The organism is Massilia varians (genome assembly GCF_027923905.1).
Classification (GTDB): domain Bacteria; phylum Pseudomonadota; class Gammaproteobacteria; order Burkholderiales; family Burkholderiaceae_D; genus Telluria; species Telluria varians_B.
In genome coordinates this window covers 4,610,828-4,627,007 of the sequence record NZ_AP026966.1, presented here as the reverse complement: position 1 = coordinate 4,627,007, position 16,180 = coordinate 4,610,828, and the positions used below count along the sequence as shown (strand labels likewise).

Sequence of the window (16,180 nt, the reverse complement as noted above, 5' to 3'; positions counted from 1 at the left end):
CCCACCCTATAAAACAGAACCCAGCCGCAAGCTGGCAAACGGTGCGCCATCATCCAGGGTTTTCCGCGACACTGCTGTTGACAATCCGCTATGCCAAACGCGGCCGCACAGCCGTTCTCGAAGAAAGCCATGCATTTGAAGAAGAAGAACCTCGCAGCCCTGCTGCCCGTCCTGCTCGCCACCCCATCCTTCGCCCAACAGGCAACTCCAACGGTAACCCAGCAACTGGCCGACTGCACCAAGCTGGTCGACACCACCCGGCGCCTAGCCTGTTTCGACGGCCTGGCCGCGGCCCATGGCGCCACGCCCGCCGCGCCTGCACCAGGGCAGGAGGTCGCCGCCGCAAGCGTCCAGCCGACCACCGCCTTTCTGGTCCAGCCGCATGTGAACCCGGCCGCATCAAGCGACCCGGCCGTCGAAGCCGCGGCCGAGTACACCATGGACAGCCACTGGGAGCTCAACGAGAAGCACCGCCGCGGCATCTTCGTGTTCCGCCCGCACCGGGCCAACTACCTGATCGCGACCCGTACCTACCGCCCCAACGAGGCGCCCTATCAACCCTTCCGGGCGGTCGACTTCACCGGCAAGCTGTCGCACGCCGAACTGCAGTACCAGCTCGGCTTCAAGATGAAGGCGGTCGAGACGGCCTTCGAGCTGCCGGTCGACGTCTGGTTCGCCTACACCCAGAACAGCTTCTGGCAGGCCGACAACAGCGAGGCGTCCAGCCCCTTCCGCGAGACCAACTACCAGCCCGAGGTAATGGTGGTGACGCCGCTGAACTACAGCGTGTTCGGCGCCAACCTGAAGTACCTGAACCTGGGCCTGGTGCACCAGTCGAATGGCCAGACCTCGACCCTGTCGCGCAGCTGGAACCGGCTCTACGCCCAGGTCGGCATCGAGCGCGGACGCTTCTCGATGACGGCGCGCGTGTGGAAGCGCCTGGGCGAGCGCTTCGAGGAGGACGACAATCCCGACATCGTCGACTACATGGGCCGCGCCGAACTGTCCGGCACCTACCGGATGGACGGCCACGAGTTCACGGCCCTGCTGCGCCGTAACCTCTCGACCAGCAAGGGCGCGACCCAGCTCGGCTGGGCCTTCCCGCTGGCCGGTCCGCTCAAGGGCTACGTGCACTGGTTCTCGGGCTACGGCCAGAGCCTGATCGACTACAACTACTTCCAGCGCACCATCGGCGCCGGAGTGGTCGTCCGGTATTGATTCGGTAGGGTGGGCGGATTCCCGCCCACGCGTTCAACTCCGGCATGCGTTGCGTGTGCGGCTACTATTCAAACTCCATCCCGTCACACGCCGGGTTTCCACCCCAATCCGCCGCATAAATCCCATTACGTACAAAACGATTGAATGTCGAATAAGGCCACATAGGTGCGACCTGAACGAAGCCATGCTTCACCGGGTTGTAATGGATGTAGTCAAGGTGCCGTTCCAAATCGGTTTCGTCCCGGATCTGGTGTTCCCAGAAGCGGCGCTGCCAGATTGCCGCGCTACGTTGCCGCTGGCGGGATGCCGAAACCGTCGCGGGATACAAGTTCCCGCACGTGTACGACACGTGGTGCTTGATCTGCGACCAACGCATTGAAAAGCTGGTATCGCCGGCTGGAAGCGTCCAGATGCAGTGGAGGTGATCGGGCATCAAGACCATTGCATCGATCTCGAACGGCAGCCGGTTACGCACCTTGCCGATGGCCGAACGCAAGGCAATTCGCACGGGTTCGTCACACAGGATCGGACGGCGCCGGTGCGTTACGACGGTGAAGAAGTAAGTGGGTCCTGCAACGGCACGGCGGTAGTGGGGCATCGGCGCATGGTAAGTCAAGCGCTGGTTTCGGGCAGTGTGTCAGATCAAAGGGGAGTTGAACGCGTGGGCGGGGGACCCGCCCACCCTACAATAACGGGTTTTAACAGGAGTCCGCTCACAATGAAACTCGCCACGCTCAAGGACGGCACCCGCGACGGGATGCTGGCCGTCGTTTCGCGCGACCTCAAGACCGCCCACGTCGCGGACGGCATTGCGCCCACCCTGCAGGCCGCGCTCGACGACTGGGCCTTCATCGCGCCCCAGCTGGCAGACCTGTACCTGCTGTTGAACGAAGGACAGGCCCGCCGCGCCTTCGACTTCGACCCGGCCACATGCATGGCGCCGCTGCCGCGCGCCTACCAGTGGGCCGACGGCTCGGCCTACGTCAACCACGTCGAACTGGTGCGCAAGGCGCGCAAGGCCGAGATGCCGGCTTCGTTCTGGGAAGATCCGCTGATGTACCAAGGCGGCAGCGATGACTTCATCGGGCCGATGGACGACATCGTGCTGGCGCACGAGGAGTGGGGCATCGACTTCGAGGCCGAGGTGGCGGTGGTCACCGGCGACGTGCCGATGGGCGCCACGCCCGACGCGGCGCACGGCCAGATCCGCCTGCTCATGCTGGCCAACGACGTCTCGCTGCGCAAGCTGATTCCCGACGAACTGGCCAAGGGCTTCGGCTTCCTGCAGTCGAAGCCGGCAACGAGCTTCGCGCCGGTGGCGGTGACGCCGGACGAACTGGGCGATGCCTGGCGCGGCGGCAAGCTCCACCTGCCGCTCAGATCGACCTGGAACGGCAGGCTGGTCGGGCAGCCGGATGCCGGCGTCGACATGGTATTCAACTTCCCGCAGCTGATCGCGCACCTGGCCAAGACCCGCAACGTGCGCGCCGGCAGCATCATCGGCTCGGGCACGGTGTCGAACAAGGATGCTTCAAAAGGGTACTCCTGCATCGCCGAGCAGCGCTGCCTCGAGACCATCGAGTTCGGCGAGCCGGTCACCCCCTTCATGCGTTTCGGCGACACCATCCGGATCGAGATGCTGGACGAGAAGGGGAAGTCGATCTTCGGGGCGATCGAGCAGGCGGTGAAGCGGCTCGAGCGCTGATGTGATTGGGTTTTCGTAGGGTGGGCAGGTTTCCTGCCCACGCGTTCAACCGGTTTCAAGATCATCGTGTACGGTTTTTTCCGCCAGCTATCGCCGCGTGGGCGGGGGACCCGCCCACCCTAATGTGATGGACTCCACCCTCCCGATATCGGCATCATTGTGCCAAGCGTGCCAGATTGGGCTGGCACGCTAAAACAAGAGGGGGAGTCACCATGAATGCTAACGCGAAAGTGATTGGTTTGGATATTGCGAAGGACGTGTTCTTCGCTGTCGGGCTCGACGAAAGCGGCAAACGGGTGTTCAAGCGTAAGCTTGCACGAGACCAGGTACTTCCAATGTTTACGCAAATGGCGCCGGCGATGATTGGTATCGAAGCCTGCGCTGGCTCACACTATTGGGCACGCAAATTCGTCGAGATGGGACATGACGTCAAGCTGGTCGCGGCACAACACGTCAAGGCTTATGTCACCGGCAACAAAAACGACATGAACGATGCTGCCGCAATTGCCGAGGCGCGTTCGCGCGGTGCGACCAAGTATGTGCCGATCAATACGGCAGCGCAGCAAGATTTGCAGATGCTGCACCGTGCCCGCAGCGCCTTGATGACCGAGCGTGTAGCGATGATCAACCGGCTCCGGGCGTTCGCGGGCGAGTATGGCCAGTGTTTCCCAAGAGCGTGGAGAAGTTCCGTGATGGACTAAAAGCATGGTTGAACGATTCGGACAACGGCTTGTCTGGCATGGCCCTGGAGACGTTTTGGGAGCTCAAGGCCCAGCTGGACGATAAGGAAGAAAGGATCCAGGCATATGACCGCCGCCTGAATCAGGCCGCGAAATCGGAGTTGGCAAAGCAACTGATGGAAGTGCCGGGTGTAGGGCCGTTGACGGCAACGGCAGTGCAGGCAACCATCGCTGATCCGCGCCACTACAAGAGTGCGCGGGACTTTGCAGCAAATTGAGGTACGCTGATTTTTTCGGACACTCTTGTTTGGTAAAGTTCACCAACGGAGCCTTTATGAAGACATTGAAGAAGACGTACACCCCGGAACTCAAGGAAGAAGCCGTGAAGCTGGTGCTGGCGCAGGGTTTGTCCATTGAGCAGGCAGCAGCACGAGTAAGTATCCCAAAAGGGACGCTGGCCAATTGGGTAGCAGCCGCCAAACGCGGGCCGGCCGCAACAGCAGCCCCTGGAAGCCGCTCTGTGGCCGAGCTGGAAGCGGAGAACGCGAAGCTGCGCAAGCAGCTAGCCCAGGCAGAGATGGAGCGGGACATCGTAAAAAAAGCGGCGGCGTACTTTGCGCAGGAGTCGCTGCCAAGTACGCGTGGATAAAGACGATGCGACTCGATTTCCCTGGCTATCCTGTGAAGCTGATGTGCCAGGTATTGGACGTCTCGCGCAGCGGCTACTACAACTCGCTGCAGGCCAAGCCATCGACACGCGAGCAGGAAGACGCTCGGTTGAAAATCCTGATTACGGCAGTGCATCGGCAAACCCGAGAGACCTACGGGGTGCCTCGGATAAAGCACGAGCTTGCTGCACAGGGCCATGAAGTTGGTCGCGACCGTGTGCGCCGACTTCGCCAGGAGCTCAATCTGCGCTGCAAACAACGGCGCAAATTCATCGCAACGACAAACTCGAATCACAACCTTCCCATCGCTGAGAACTTGCTGGAACAGCGGTTCGCGCCGAACAGGCCTGACGAAGTGTGGGTGACCGACATCACCTATATCTCCACTGCCGAAGGCTGGCTGTATCTTGCCGGCGTAAAGGACGTTTTTACCTGCGAGATCGTCGGCTACGCGATGGGCGAGCGCATGACGCAGGAGCTGACGACGCAGGCCTTGTGGCGCGCCGTGAGCCACAAGCGGCCGGCGCCAGGGCTGATCCATCATTCGGACCGTGGAAGCCAATACTGCGCCCATGCCTATCAGGAGCTGGTGGCGCAGTTCGGCATGCGCGCGTCGATGTCGCGCCGCGGGAACTGCTATGACAACGCGCCGATGGAGAGCTTCTGGGGCACGCTGAAGAATGAGCTTGTTCATCATCGCCGCTATGCCACCCGTGCTGAGGCAAAGGCCTCGATTCAGGAATACATCGAAATTTTCTACAACCGACAGCGGCGCCATTCCCGCATCGGCTTTGTTCCGCCAGCGTTGTTCGCCGAATCCTTCAGCGAACAGCCGCAGGCGGCTTAAGACGAGCGTGTCCGTTATTGACAGTACACCTCAAATCTAGGCCTCGTGCCACGCGAGCATAGCAGTGGAGGCAAGCAGCGCTTGTATGGCATTACTCGCAAGGGCGATAGCTACCTGCGCACTCTGCTCATACACGGTGCCCGTAGCGCATTGCGAACAGCAAACGGCAAGCCCGACAAGCTTCTGCAATGGGCGACAAGGCTGGCAGAGCGACGCAGTTTCAACGTTGCCGCAACTGCACTGGCCAACAAGATGGCCAGGGTGATCTGGGCATTGATGACGCACGGACGTCCTTATGTTCCGGCCTGGTCGAAAGACACGACCAGGCCGGCTTGAAAAGATGATCTACTAACTCAGCAACAAGAAGGAACAACACCGCCAAGTTTGCGACGATGAAGAAAGAATGATGCCAACAGGTCGGACCGGCGTCGGGTGAATCCGCTGTTCGTAGTGGCCCATCGAGGCCGTCACCCTATGAGGATCCTGGCGCGCGTATCACATCAGGGCCAGAGCACTGGAAACGCTCAACACACAGGCCGAATAGATACAAGCAAACTCTTCCTAAGGCAGAAATTCAATCTTCCTCTTGCAAATCGGGTGGAGTCCATAGATACGAAATCCGGTTATTTGCTTGACCAGAATGAATCCGGCGCACCCTCGCCACGCAAATCCACCTCCACCGCCGGCTGATCTGCCGCAGCACCTCTGCCGCCAGCAGCCGCCCGTCCGGCTCGTGCAGCCGGTACCAGAGGAAGGCCACGCCCGACAGGCGCAGGCGTTGGCCGGTAAACAAGCTGTCCTTCACGATGCTCATGCCTTCCAGCCGCAGGTCGAAGTCGAGCACCAGCGCGTCACGCAGCCGTTCCGCGTAGCCCAGGTAGCGGGCGGCATTGTAGAGGGGGCTTTTGTCGCCGGTCTCGCCCACCTTGAGCGACTCCACGAAGGCATCCACCGCCTCCAGCAGTTCCATGGCGTCGTCGGCCATCCGGTCCAGTTCTTTTTTCGTCTCGCCCTTGGCCGCATCGGCCAGCCGTTCGATGACGGCGATGCGGCCGGCGTTTTGCCCGCGCAACAGGACGATCGCACGCACCTGCGCAAGCAGGTTTGCATGCTGTGCGGGCGCAAGCTCGCCAAGATAGCCGCTGCCCAGGCCGCTGAGCTTGCCAGGACAGGTTTGCGCCAGGGCAGTCGCAAACAGTTCGCGGGTGCCATTTCCGCAGGCGATGCCCTGTACGGTCACATCCGTCTTGAATAGCGATGCCAGGTCGGCAAACGAACGGACCATGGCCGGGACCACCGCCATTCCCAGTGGCGACAGCGTTGTGCTGCCGGCGCTGGCAGGCCGGTAGCGCTCGATCACGCCCTGCAAGGCCAGCGCCTGCTGCTCGAGCTGGCGGTTCATGTGGGCGATGCCGTCGCTGACGATGCGGGCCGTCACCACACCCTGCGTCGATACCGGATCATGGATGACCGCCTTTCTTCCAGGCGGCAACGCATTGCAGACGCCGGGCGCAAGTTCCCGCGCCAGGTCGAAGGCCTTGACCAGCCCGGCCGCCCCGAACCTGGACACGTCCACTTTGCCCTCCAGCGGCTTGCTGGCTGCGGGCGGCAGGCGTGCCTGCAGCTCGGCCAGCTCGGCTTCGGCCAGCTCGCGGCGGGCTTCGGCTTCGCGTTGTGCGATCAGTGCCTTGCTGGTGGCCCGGGCGATCTCAAGTTCGAGCGCGGCCTTGGCGGCGTCGTTCTCTGCCTTGGTCTGGGCCAGGGCCGGAAAGGCGAACAGGAGCGGCACAAGAAGCATACTGCGAAAGAATGGCATGTGATGGACCTGTCGCTGTTGCACACAGACACAGTTTGCTCGGACGCAATAGCTTGACCTTGAGAATAGACAATGCCGCAGAGCCTGGAAAATCGTCCAGATTTTCTATAGCGAAAAAACGACATTGCACATCGCCATTATTGGCAACAATTTCGTTACATTTAGCGATAATTAATTTAAATGCATGATAGATTTTTTATTACTAAATTTGAAGTAAGCCTGTTGTCCATTGGTGCGGTGCACGATGCGCAAAAGTGTGACTTTCTTGCGTAAATCGCTCTTGCCTCGAAAGGCAGAGAAGTGGCCTTGACATAAATGTACTTACCGTTGTATTTGCCTCTGTCCACACTGACAAGAAGCTGCCATACTTCTTGGTTTAAAGAAATTCGCTGTGTACAATACAAGATCGTCGGTGTTGTAGCGGTCCTTTTCCGGTCTCTTGCATAGCAAAAGGTAGCTGGTAAAGTTGCACAAGCAAAAATACACCAGCATCCATTTCACATTGCAGTTCTGTAGAGTTACCGGAAACCCTATGTCTGACACCTTCCCAAGGGCGATGAAGCTCGTCAGCTTCATTGCCGCGCTCCCCATCCTTGCCACCGGCTGCGCCAATATGGAACCGGGCATGCGCATCGACGTGGACCGTGTGCCCAGCACGTACTCGGCGCCGATGCCGGAACCCGTCATCAAGCTGATTACCCCCGACCTGATCCAGCAGGAGCGCCTGGCCAAGGAACAGAACGCCGACCAGCGCGTGCAGGCCCTGTTCGGCGAGGCGCGTCCCTACGTCATCGGACCGGGTGACCTCCTCTCGATTCTGGTGTGGAACCACCCGGAACTGAACATTGCGGCAACCGGTGCCCAGGCGCTGTCGAGCTCGGGCGCGCAGTCGCCGGCGGCCTTTGTGGTGGACAGCACCGGCATGATCCAGTTCCCCTACGTCGGCCCGATCAAGGTGGCCGGCATGACCGAACTGGAAGCGCGCAGCCTGCTGTCCAAGCGCCTGGTCGAGTCGATCAAGAACCCCGACCTGACCCTGCGCGTGCTGGCCTACCGCAGCAAGAAGGTGTACATCGACGGCGACGTCAAGACGCCCGGCAGCCAGGCGATCGACGACGTGCCGATGACCCTGCTCGAAGGCGTCAGCCGCGCCGGCGGCTTCCTGCCGACCGCCGACCAGAGCCAGGTGATCGTGTCGCGCAAGGGCGTCTCGTATCCCATCAACGTGCCGGAACTGGTGCGCCAGGGCGCCGACCTGTCGCGCCTGATGCTGGCCTCCGGCGACGTGGTGCGCGTGCCGAGCCGCGACGAAAGCAAGGTCTACGTGCTGGGCGAGGTGAACCGTCCCGCGGCGTTGCCTATGCATAACGGCAAGCTGACGCTGGCGGCCGCGCTGGGCGAAGCGGGCGGCTTGAACCAGCTGAGCAGCTCGGCGCGCCAGGTGTATGTGATCCGCGGCGCGAACCAGGCCGAGCCGGTCGTGTACAACCTGGACGCCGGTTCGCCGGTGGCGCTGGCCATGGCGGAGGGCTTCGAGCTGAATCCGAAGGACGTGGTGTATGTGGATGCGGCCGGCCTGGCGCGTTACAACCGTATCGTGAACCTGATCCTGCCGACGGCGGCGACGGCAGCGACTTCGGTGGGGCAGATCAACCGATGAACAATATTTTAGTGATCTGCATCGGCAACATCTGCCGCAGTCCGATGGCTGAAGCGCTGCTGCAGCGTGCCTTGCCCGACTGTAGCGTCAAATCCGCCGGTCTTGGCGCCCTGGTAGGCAAGGGCGCGGACCCGCACTCGGTATCGCTCATGGCCGAGCAGGAGGTGGATATCAGCGGGCACGTAGCACAACAGATCTCGCAGGCGCTGGTTTCCGAAGCGGACGTCATCCTTGTGATGGACACGGAGCAGAAGCGCTACATCGAGAACCAATACGCCAGCGCGCGAGGCAAGGTGTTCCGGCTGGGCGAAGCAGCGAAGACGGACATTCCCGACCCGTATCGGGAAGGGATCGACAGCTTCCGCCATGCACAGCGCCTGATCGAAGAGGGCGTACAGGTATGGGCGAGCCAGATCGCCCAGATGCGCTGAACCCACTCACGCCGCTGTTCCCGCCGAATCAACATAAAGACTCCAGATCCAAATGAACCAACCCGTTACCCCTAACGTGCAGAATAACAGCCCAGGCATGGAGGACGACGACTCCATCGACCTGGCCGAGTACCTTGACCTCCTGATCGAGAGCCGCTGGCTCATCGCCGGCGTTGCCTTGGTAGTGACGCTGCTGGGCGGTGCATATGCCTTGATGGCGACGCCGATCTACCAATCCAATCTCCTTGTGCAAGTGGAGGATGGTGGCGCATCGGGTGGCATGATGCTGGGTGACCTGGCAGGGGCCTTCGAGATGAAATCGGCCGCGACGGCGGAAATCGAGATCATCCGTTCGCGTTACGTCGTGGGCCGCGCTGCATCCAATGCCCAGCTCGATTTGAGCATTATGCCCAAGCGTTTCCCCCTGTTTGGCGGATGGATTGCCCGTAACCAGACCGGGCTGTCCGAGCCGGGTATTTTCGGCATGGGTGGCTATACCTGGGGAGCGGAACAAGCACAGATTTCGACCTTTACGGTACCAGCCGCGCTCGAAGGCAAAAAGTTCGTGCTGATTGCAGGCGGAAACAACGCGTATACGCTGTCGCAAGATGCGGCTGGCATTGACGTTAAGGGGCGCGTCGGCGAAACGCTGTCCATCAAAACTGTCTATGGCAGCGTCGCAGTGTATGTGGCGCAGCTCGATGCGAAAGCTGGCGCTGCATTCACGATCGTACGTCAACCGCTTCTTGAGACCGTAGAGCGCTTGCAGGAATCGCTCGTCATTTCGGAAAAAGGCAAGCAGTCGGGCATTCTCGGCGTATCGCTGGAAGGCGCCGACCGTTTGAAAACTGCCGACACCCTGAACGAAATCGGCCGCCAATACCTGCGCCAGAACGTGGAGCGCAAATCCGAAGAGGCGGAAAAATCACTAGCTTTCCTCGAGAAACAGCTTCCCGAGATGAAGCGCAACCTTGAGCTGGCTGAAGAAAAATATAACGCGCTTCGTAACAGCCGCGGTACCGTAGACCTGGGCGAAGAAGCCAAATCAGTACTGCAACAATCCGTGCTTTCGCAGACCCGCCTCATTGAATTAAAGCAAAAGCGTGACGAGCTGTTAACTCGCTATCAACCAAATAATCCGCTCGTCGTGGCTGTCACCCAGCAGATGCAAACACTGAACAGCGAGATCGGTTTAGTTAACGAGCGCATCCGCAAAATGCCGCAGATTGAGCAAGACGTCTTGCGCCTGACCCGCGACATTAAGGTTAATACGGACCTATATACCTCTCTTTTGAACAGTGCCCAACAACTGCGACTAGTAAAGGCAAGCAAGGTCGGTAACGTACGGCTGATCGATGATGCCGTTGTGCCGCTAGAACCCGTCCGGCCTAAGCGTTCGTTGGTCGTTGTGATGGCGCTGCTTATTGGTGTGCTCTTTGGTATCGTTTGCGCATTTATCAAAAAATCCCTGTTTGGTGGTGTCGAAGATCCGGGCGAAGTGGAACGCATGCTTGGTCTGCCAATTAGCGCAGCGATCCCGCACAGTGCTAAACAGGAAGCCCTTCATGCTGACATGAACCGTGGTGCGGTGAGGCCGTGCGTACTTGCCCAAGAGGATCCAACTGAGTTAGCCGTAGAAGCTCTGCGCAGTTTCAGAACTGCATCGCAGTTCTCGCTCATGGGCGCAAAAAATAAGATCATCATGATCACTGGCCCGACGCCAGGCGTGGGCAAGTCTTTCGTATCGGTCAATTTCGCAGCTGTTCTCGCGTCTACCGGGAAGAAAGTACTGTTAATTGACGGCGATCTTCGAAAAGGTTATCTCCAGCGCTACTTCGGACTTAAAAGAGTGTCGGGGCTTTCTGAGATTATGCTGGGCCATCGAACTTTTGACACTACCGTCCACAACAATGTTGTGGAAAATCTTGACTTCCTCTCAACCGGCGTATTGCCGCCACGACCCGCCGAACTACTGGAGCATTCAAATTTCGCACAGCTGCTGGTGGATGTTGCCGAGCGCTATGACTTTGTTGTGATCGATACGGCACCTGTGCTGGCAGTAACCGATGCGCTGATAGTGGCATCCCATGTAGGCGTCATCTTTAACGTAGTACGTGGCAATGTCAGCACGATAGGCGAAGTGGGTGAGGCGGTAAAACGGCTGCGCCAAGCGGGTAACAATGTCGCGGGTATCGTCTTTAACGGTTTAAAGCATAGGTTAGGTCGCTACGGATTTGGATCGAAATATGGCAAATATCGCTACGCTCAATACAAATATTGAATGGTCATTAAAACGATGTTGACATGACCAATTTTGCAAAAAGACAAAGCCTTCATAAGGCAGTGGTAACAATATCAGGTTTATGGATTAGCTCACTCGCTGGTGCAGGCTGTGCATTCGCAACACAAATCATGTTGGCACGGACTTTAGGGCCAAGTGCATACGGTCAATTCTCTGCGTCACTGGCCCTAGTTACTCTCCTTGGTACATTTGCAAGTTTTGGAATTCCAAGCGTTTTAATTAAAGTATTCGGAGCGGCGCACGCTAACGCTACCCTATGGACAAAACCAATATATGCGCTTACTGCTACAACTACTGTAATCGCTTATAGCATATACCTAGCCTGGAATATTTATGGAAATTACAACTATTTAGAAGTTACGTTAGCTATATATCTTGCACCGATCATTTTGTCGGTTGTGGTTACTGAATTGGTATGCGCTAAGTTTCAGGTAGAAACTCAGCATAGAAAGGTTGCAACATTCCAACTATTTCAACATTTGATGCGGCTCGTTCTTATTGGGTTAGCGATATGGTCGTCAGCTACTTTAAATGACCGTTTCATTCATTCTATCGTTTATGGCAGCGTTGGGGTACTTGTAGCTTGTGTTGGAATATACAGCCTGCGGGGTGGCGTGAAATTGGTCAAAAATTTGACGGATGTGCATTCCGTGCCTCCAGATAACTATAGCAAGATATCAGTTTCTCAGGTTTTAAAAGAAGCTTGGCCATTCAGTGTTGCGAACTTCTGCAGTATGGCCTACTTTCAGCTTGGGGTAATCATTCTAACGCATCTAGCTAATGATGAAATTGCGGGTCACTATAATGCGGCCATAACCATAATGATGGCCGCTTATCTGCTACCGACAGTAATTTATCAAAAGTTTCTGCTGTCAAAATTGCATTATTGGTCCACGCATGATCCGATAAAATTTTTGCGTGTCTACCGTTTTGGAAACATTTGCATGCTTGTCCTTGGAACAATCACTCTGCTGGCAGTTGCACTTGTTGGACCGTGGTTAATAGTTAAACTGCTTGGGGTTACATACGCTAAAACAGCAACACTATTGCCTTGGATGAGTATCTGCGCCCCTTTACGTTTCCTGGCAATGAGCGCCGGCTCCGTTTTGGTAACTCAAAATAATATTTCGCGTAAAACAGCGATAATGTCGGTCGCTATTTTATGCAACGCATTTTTCTATGTAATCATAGTGCCGGTGTACGGTGTTGTAGGCGCAATCATCTCTTCGATTATTAGTGACCTGATATTACTGATATTGTATTTTACTGCAGTTCGTAAATACGTTTTTACAGGTGCTACGAATAACGGATGGCTCTTCCATTTTCAGTCATCCACAAAAAAATGACTACATTTGGATATAAAGTATGAACTCAATGGAAGTTGCAAATGCTGTATTAACAGCGAAATCGTTTCTTGACGTAAATCAAATATGGTACAAAGAAGATTTTGTAATAAGGCACCATACATGTTTTAAGTCGGGAGGTGAAATAAAATTATATATATGCCCAAAAAATATAGAGGGCCTGAAGCTAGCAGTAGTCGAGATTCGTCGGTTGGGATTGGACTATAAATTAATTGGTTTCACATCAAATATTTTCTTTCTTGACAAAGTTACATATTCAGTCGTCATCTCAACTGAAAACCTTAATAAAGTTGTGGAGGCAGCTGATGTGATACAAGTAGAAGCAGGGTATTCGCTGCAAGAACTAGTACGTCTCGCGGTTCAGAGGCAGTCGGTGGGCTACGAAGGACTCGAAGGCATCCCTGGTAGCGTCGGAGGTGCGATCTTTATGAATGCGGGGGCTTACGGCTACGATATTGCTGATGTCCTAATCTCCGTCGACTGCTTAGATAGCGAAGGGCAAATACAAACGTTCACTAAAGAGCAATGTGATTTCGCATATAGGCGATCAGTCTTTCAGAATGGCATGTTTATAATTTTGCGGGCAAAATTTAAGCTTAAATCAGGGGACCCAGCTGTAATTGCGAAGAACGTGGAGATGTATCATATTGCTAGACACTCCTATCAAGAGTTTGTATATCCTAATCTTGGAAGTATCTATTCTGTAAATCGAGACTTCTATCGGGAAATATTTAAAAGAAGTCTAAGTTATACTATAGTTTGCATTTTATTGAAATTTTTTTTTAAAAACCCAGCAAGTAAATTTGTTGCGCGCAAACGTCCAAACAATTCTATATTTAATCGTTTGGCTGTCAAGTATCTTAAATTTAGAGATTATAAACCGTCGAAAAAAAGCTTAAATATATTAATAAACGATGGGCAGCTCGCAAATGTTAAATTAATTCGGTATTTAACAGTGCTTCGTCAGAATTTGGCGTCGATTCCAATCGAAAACGAGGTTATACTTGAGCCAATATATTCAATCGCACCAGAGTATAAAGATGAGTACGACGAAATCGTTGCACTTGTCGAGAAACTAAAAAAAGTTACTTCAAGTTAATAATAAAGACGGAAGAAAACATTGAAAATCGCGCTGATAACAATTCACTGGGCTGCTAATTTTGGCGCTGCACTACAAACATTTGCAACTCAATCTGTATTAAACCACATGGGGCATCATGTAGCGATTATCGATTATCGAAACGCAAAGGTTGCAAAAACAATGATGCCGATCCGCTTCGGCAGTGCACCTCGCGATATCCTGCGGGTTGCAAAAGACCTCTTACGCTTTAGTCCCCGTCTTCGCACTATCCGAAAATTCAAGAATTTCTTAAAGCGTTATATACATCTCACCGAAAGAATAAACACAATTGCGGACTTAAAATCTTTAGAAACCCAATATGACGCGTTTGTTTCCGGTAGCGATCAAGTATGGAATCCGCTCACGATAAACGATAACGGGGAATTTGACAGAGCGTATTTTCTGGACTTCATCAAGACAAAGCGAAAGGTATCGTACGCATCTAGCATGGGTAGCTATAAACTGAGCAGCGAAAAATCGAGCGAAATTACTCAGCTACTATGCTCATATGATGCCTTGGCAGTTCGCGAATCGGGAACTTGTGCTGTTCTAAGTGGCCTTCTCGAGCGAGAAGTTGAGCACGTATTAGATCCAACACTACTATTAACAGCAGAGGAGTGGGTCCATGCGCTGGACTTGCATAATGCTTCGTCTGAGAAAAAATCAAACTACGTTCTTGCGTATGCATTGCATCGCGATAGTTTGTTCCGCGAGACTGCTCAGCAAGTCGCAAAACAGTTGGGCTATGAATTAATTGCTATCGATCAAGATCCAATTTTAGGTTATAAAACAGATTACCATCTAAAAGATGCTGGACCTAACGAATTTGTCTCTTTAATTAACGGTGCGAGTTATATTGTGACCAGTTCGTTTCACGGGACCGCTTTTGCCTTGAATTTCAGGAAGCAATTTGTGTCGGTCGTGCCGACTTCCGGCGCGAATCGTATCGAAAGCCTGCTCGACGCGGTTGGTTTGCGCAATAGACTCATATCGTCAAAAGACGGAATTGCAAAAGTTATCGGCGAGCATATCGAGTTCGATGAGCCCTTGGAAAAATTATCGCAGTTGCGAGCGCATTCTTTAGATTATCTCGAGCGCGCACTGATCTCGTAACTCGCAGGATATTATGATCACCTTTTTGCTTGGGCTTACGCTTTTTGCACCTGCTATAGGTTATGTTGTATTTGCTCAGCCCTCCATGGCCACTGGTGTGTTAGCTTTCTGCTTGGTTCATATTGGTGTTGGTATCCGAATCCTCCTTGCAATGACTTGGACTCGAGCTACATGGACAAGTGCTCATGCAGTTGCTGCGTATTTAATAATTACTATTATTCCACAACAGGATGGTCATTACGAAAAAATAGTGGAAGTCGTTGCTTTATATTTTCTCTATTTGGCCGCATGGACTTATTTTAAAATATTATCTACCAGTGATTTTTGCAAAGTGTTAAAGGTGTTTCGGAGTCTTTGCAAAATTCAATGTGTTATAGGGTTTTTAGGCGTGATAATGCCGCTGAGTGCAATCTTGGGTTATGCGAAATTTGCTAAAGCGGTCTTTCCATTTGCTGAGCCAAGTCATTATGCTCTTGCTGCAGGGCCAATTTGTATCGTAGTAGGAGTTACTTCTACGTCAAGAATTCGCTTATTGCTTATGATTATAACAGGGGCATTAGCGCTATTGTTACAGAGCGTTGTTATGCTTGCTTTTACAATCCTCATGAGTGTTATGTTCTTTCCAAGAGCACGATATTTAACTTTAGGCTTGTTTCTTGTCCCCCTCCTGGGTGTTTTACTGTTGAAAAATTATAGTGGATTGACGTATTTTACAGAGCGTCTTGATTTTGTTAATTCTACCAATCTTACTTCTCTAACTTATATTCAAGGTTGGGATGATGCCCGTAGATCGGTCGCGTATGGATACGGGTTTGGGACCGGTTTTCAATCGATGGGAATTTTAGCGCCGAGTGAACTGTCTGAGACAATCTATTCTCTCTCAGGTAAATATCTTAATAAAAACGATGGATCTTTTGTCGCAAGCAAATTGATATCAGAGTTTGGAATTGTAGGTATGGTAATTGTATTTTCCTATCTAGTGTTCGCCTATAATGCTGCTCGTTTTGTAATCGATCATTCAAAAAGATACGACCCTTCCTCGCTTCATCGCCTTATTGGAGCATCATTGGTTGTCGGTTTTATTCCTGAGATGTTTTTCCGTGGTTATGGCTATTTTTCGCCAGGAGTATTCTTGTTTTTTGTGGGAGCTTTTTTGTTTGGAAATACTCAGTGCAAAGAAAAGTTTATTTTTGCATAATTATATCCGTGAGTGCGTAGTTTTGAACGCCCAAATAACTGCGACTTGAAAATTTTTT

14 protein-coding genes and 1 pseudogene are annotated in these 16,180 nt (G+C 54.0%); 13 read left to right on the top strand and 2 right to left on the bottom strand.

Going from position 1 to position 16,180, the window contains the following annotated elements; all coding sequences use genetic code 11:
• Window positions 1-129 precede the first annotated feature (129 nt).
• A complete protein-coding gene (locus MasN3_RS20885; RefSeq protein WP_281909915.1) occupies window positions 130-1,218 on the top strand; it encodes a phospholipase A in 1,089 nt (362 codons plus the stop codon).
• Window positions 1,219-1,282: 64 nt separating this feature from the next.
• Here the strand turns inward: MasN3_RS20885 and MasN3_RS20880 are convergent, their stop codons facing one another.
• Entirely contained in the window at window positions 1,283-1,816 is a 534-nt protein-coding gene (locus MasN3_RS20880; protein ID WP_281909913.1) for an REP-associated tyrosine transposase, read from the bottom strand.
• Window positions 1,817-1,936: 120 nt separating this feature from the next.
• Between MasN3_RS20880 and MasN3_RS20875 the strand changes: the two genes are divergently transcribed.
• The 5 genes and pseudogenes from MasN3_RS20875 to MasN3_RS20855 form a co-directional block, all read left to right on the top strand.
• The gene (locus MasN3_RS20875; protein WP_281909911.1) at window positions 1,937-2,923 is read left to right on the top strand and encodes a fumarylacetoacetate hydrolase family protein; all 987 of its coding nucleotides are present in this window, start codon (window positions 1,937-1,939) and stop codon (window positions 2,921-2,923) included.
• Window positions 2,924-3,135: 212 nt separating this feature from the next.
• A complete protein-coding gene (locus tag MasN3_RS20870) occupies window positions 3,136-3,624 on the top strand; it encodes an IS110 family transposase (RefSeq protein WP_281909910.1) in 489 nt (162 codons plus the stop codon).
• The gene (locus tag MasN3_RS20865; RefSeq protein WP_281909908.1) at window positions 3,600-3,881 is read left to right on the top strand and encodes a transposase; all 282 of its coding nucleotides are present in this window, start codon (window positions 3,600-3,602) and stop codon (window positions 3,879-3,881) included. The genes MasN3_RS20870 and MasN3_RS20865 overlap by 25 nt, the downstream gene beginning before the upstream one ends.
• A 56-nt stretch (window positions 3,882-3,937) precedes the next feature.
• A protein-coding gene (locus MasN3_RS20860; protein ID WP_281907664.1) for an IS3 family transposase occupies window positions 3,938-5,118 on the top strand; the annotation gives its coding sequence in 2 pieces (ribosomal slippage) (window positions 3,938-4,205 and window positions 4,205-5,118; 1,182 coding nt in all).
• Window positions 5,119-5,154: 36 nt separating this feature from the next.
• Window positions 5,155-5,454, top strand: a pseudogene (locus MasN3_RS20855) (transposase); the annotation flags it as partial.
• A 238-nt stretch (window positions 5,455-5,692) separates the two neighbouring features.
• Here MasN3_RS20855 and MasN3_RS20850 read toward each other — a convergent pair.
• A complete protein-coding gene (locus MasN3_RS20850) occupies window positions 5,693-6,934 on the bottom strand; it encodes a hypothetical protein (protein WP_281909907.1) in 1,242 nt (413 codons plus the stop codon).
• Between the two features lie 532 nt (window positions 6,935-7,466).
• Here MasN3_RS20850 and MasN3_RS20845 point away from each other — a divergent pair.
• Genes MasN3_RS20845 through MasN3_RS20815 form a run of 7 tightly spaced genes read left to right on the top strand, consistent with a single transcriptional unit; the run spans window position 7,467 to window position 16,122 of the window.
• Entirely contained in the window at window positions 7,467-8,594 is a 1,128-nt protein-coding gene (locus MasN3_RS20845; RefSeq protein ID WP_281909906.1) for a polysaccharide biosynthesis/export family protein, read from the top strand.
• The gene (locus MasN3_RS20840; RefSeq protein ID WP_281909905.1) at window positions 8,591-9,025 is read left to right on the top strand and encodes a low molecular weight protein-tyrosine-phosphatase; all 435 of its coding nucleotides are present in this window, start codon (window positions 8,591-8,593) and stop codon (window positions 9,023-9,025) included. Before MasN3_RS20845 ends, MasN3_RS20840 begins: the two co-directional genes overlap by 4 nt.
• A gap of 52 nt (window positions 9,026-9,077) precedes the next feature.
• Window positions 9,078-11,306, top strand: coding sequence for a polysaccharide biosynthesis tyrosine autokinase (locus MasN3_RS20835; protein WP_281909903.1), 2,229 nt, complete (start codon window positions 9,078-9,080; stop codon window positions 11,304-11,306).
• A gap of 23 nt (window positions 11,307-11,329) precedes the next feature.
• A complete protein-coding gene (locus MasN3_RS20830) occupies window positions 11,330-12,673 on the top strand; it encodes an oligosaccharide flippase family protein (protein WP_281909902.1) in 1,344 nt (447 codons plus the stop codon).
• Between the two features lie 19 nt (window positions 12,674-12,692).
• Entirely contained in the window at window positions 12,693-13,790 is a 1,098-nt protein-coding gene (locus MasN3_RS20825; RefSeq protein ID WP_281909900.1) for a UDP-N-acetylmuramate dehydrogenase, read from the top strand.
• Between the two features lie 21 nt (window positions 13,791-13,811).
• The gene (locus MasN3_RS20820) at window positions 13,812-14,924 is read left to right on the top strand and encodes a polysaccharide pyruvyl transferase family protein (protein WP_281909898.1); all 1,113 of its coding nucleotides are present in this window, start codon (window positions 13,812-13,814) and stop codon (window positions 14,922-14,924) included.
• A gap of 13 nt (window positions 14,925-14,937) precedes the next feature.
• Window positions 14,938-16,122, top strand: a complete 1,185-nt coding sequence (locus tag MasN3_RS20815; RefSeq protein ID WP_281909897.1) for a hypothetical protein — start codon at window positions 14,938-14,940, stop codon at window positions 16,120-16,122.
• Window positions 16,123-16,180: the final 58 nt, after the last annotated feature.

Coding starts and splice junctions, on each gene's coding strand:
- MasN3_RS20885 (WP_281909915.1), top strand. CDS start 130: ATGCATTTGAAGAAGAAGAACCTCGCAGCCCTGCTGCCCGTCCTGCTC.
- MasN3_RS20880 (WP_281909913.1), bottom strand. CDS start 1,816: ATGCCCCACTACCGCCGTGCCGTTGCAGGACCCACTTACTTCTTCACC.
- MasN3_RS20875 (WP_281909911.1), top strand. CDS start 1,937: ATGAAACTCGCCACGCTCAAGGACGGCACCCGCGACGGGATGCTGGCC.
- MasN3_RS20870 (WP_281909910.1), top strand. CDS start 3,136: ATGAATGCTAACGCGAAAGTGATTGGTTTGGATATTGCGAAGGACGTG.
- MasN3_RS20850 (WP_281909907.1), bottom strand. CDS start 6,934: ATGCCATTCTTTCGCAGTATGCTTCTTGTGCCGCTCCTGTTCGCCTTT.
- MasN3_RS20845 (WP_281909906.1), top strand. CDS start 7,467: ATGTCTGACACCTTCCCAAGGGCGATGAAGCTCGTCAGCTTCATTGCC.
- MasN3_RS20840 (WP_281909905.1), top strand. CDS start 8,591: ATGAACAATATTTTAGTGATCTGCATCGGCAACATCTGCCGCAGTCCG.
- MasN3_RS20835 (WP_281909903.1), top strand. CDS start 9,078: ATGAACCAACCCGTTACCCCTAACGTGCAGAATAACAGCCCAGGCATG.
- MasN3_RS20830 (WP_281909902.1), top strand. CDS start 11,330: ATGACCAATTTTGCAAAAAGACAAAGCCTTCATAAGGCAGTGGTAACA.
- MasN3_RS20825 (WP_281909900.1), top strand. CDS start 12,693: ATGAACTCAATGGAAGTTGCAAATGCTGTATTAACAGCGAAATCGTTT.
- MasN3_RS20815 (WP_281909897.1), top strand. CDS start 14,938: ATGATCACCTTTTTGCTTGGGCTTACGCTTTTTGCACCTGCTATAGGT.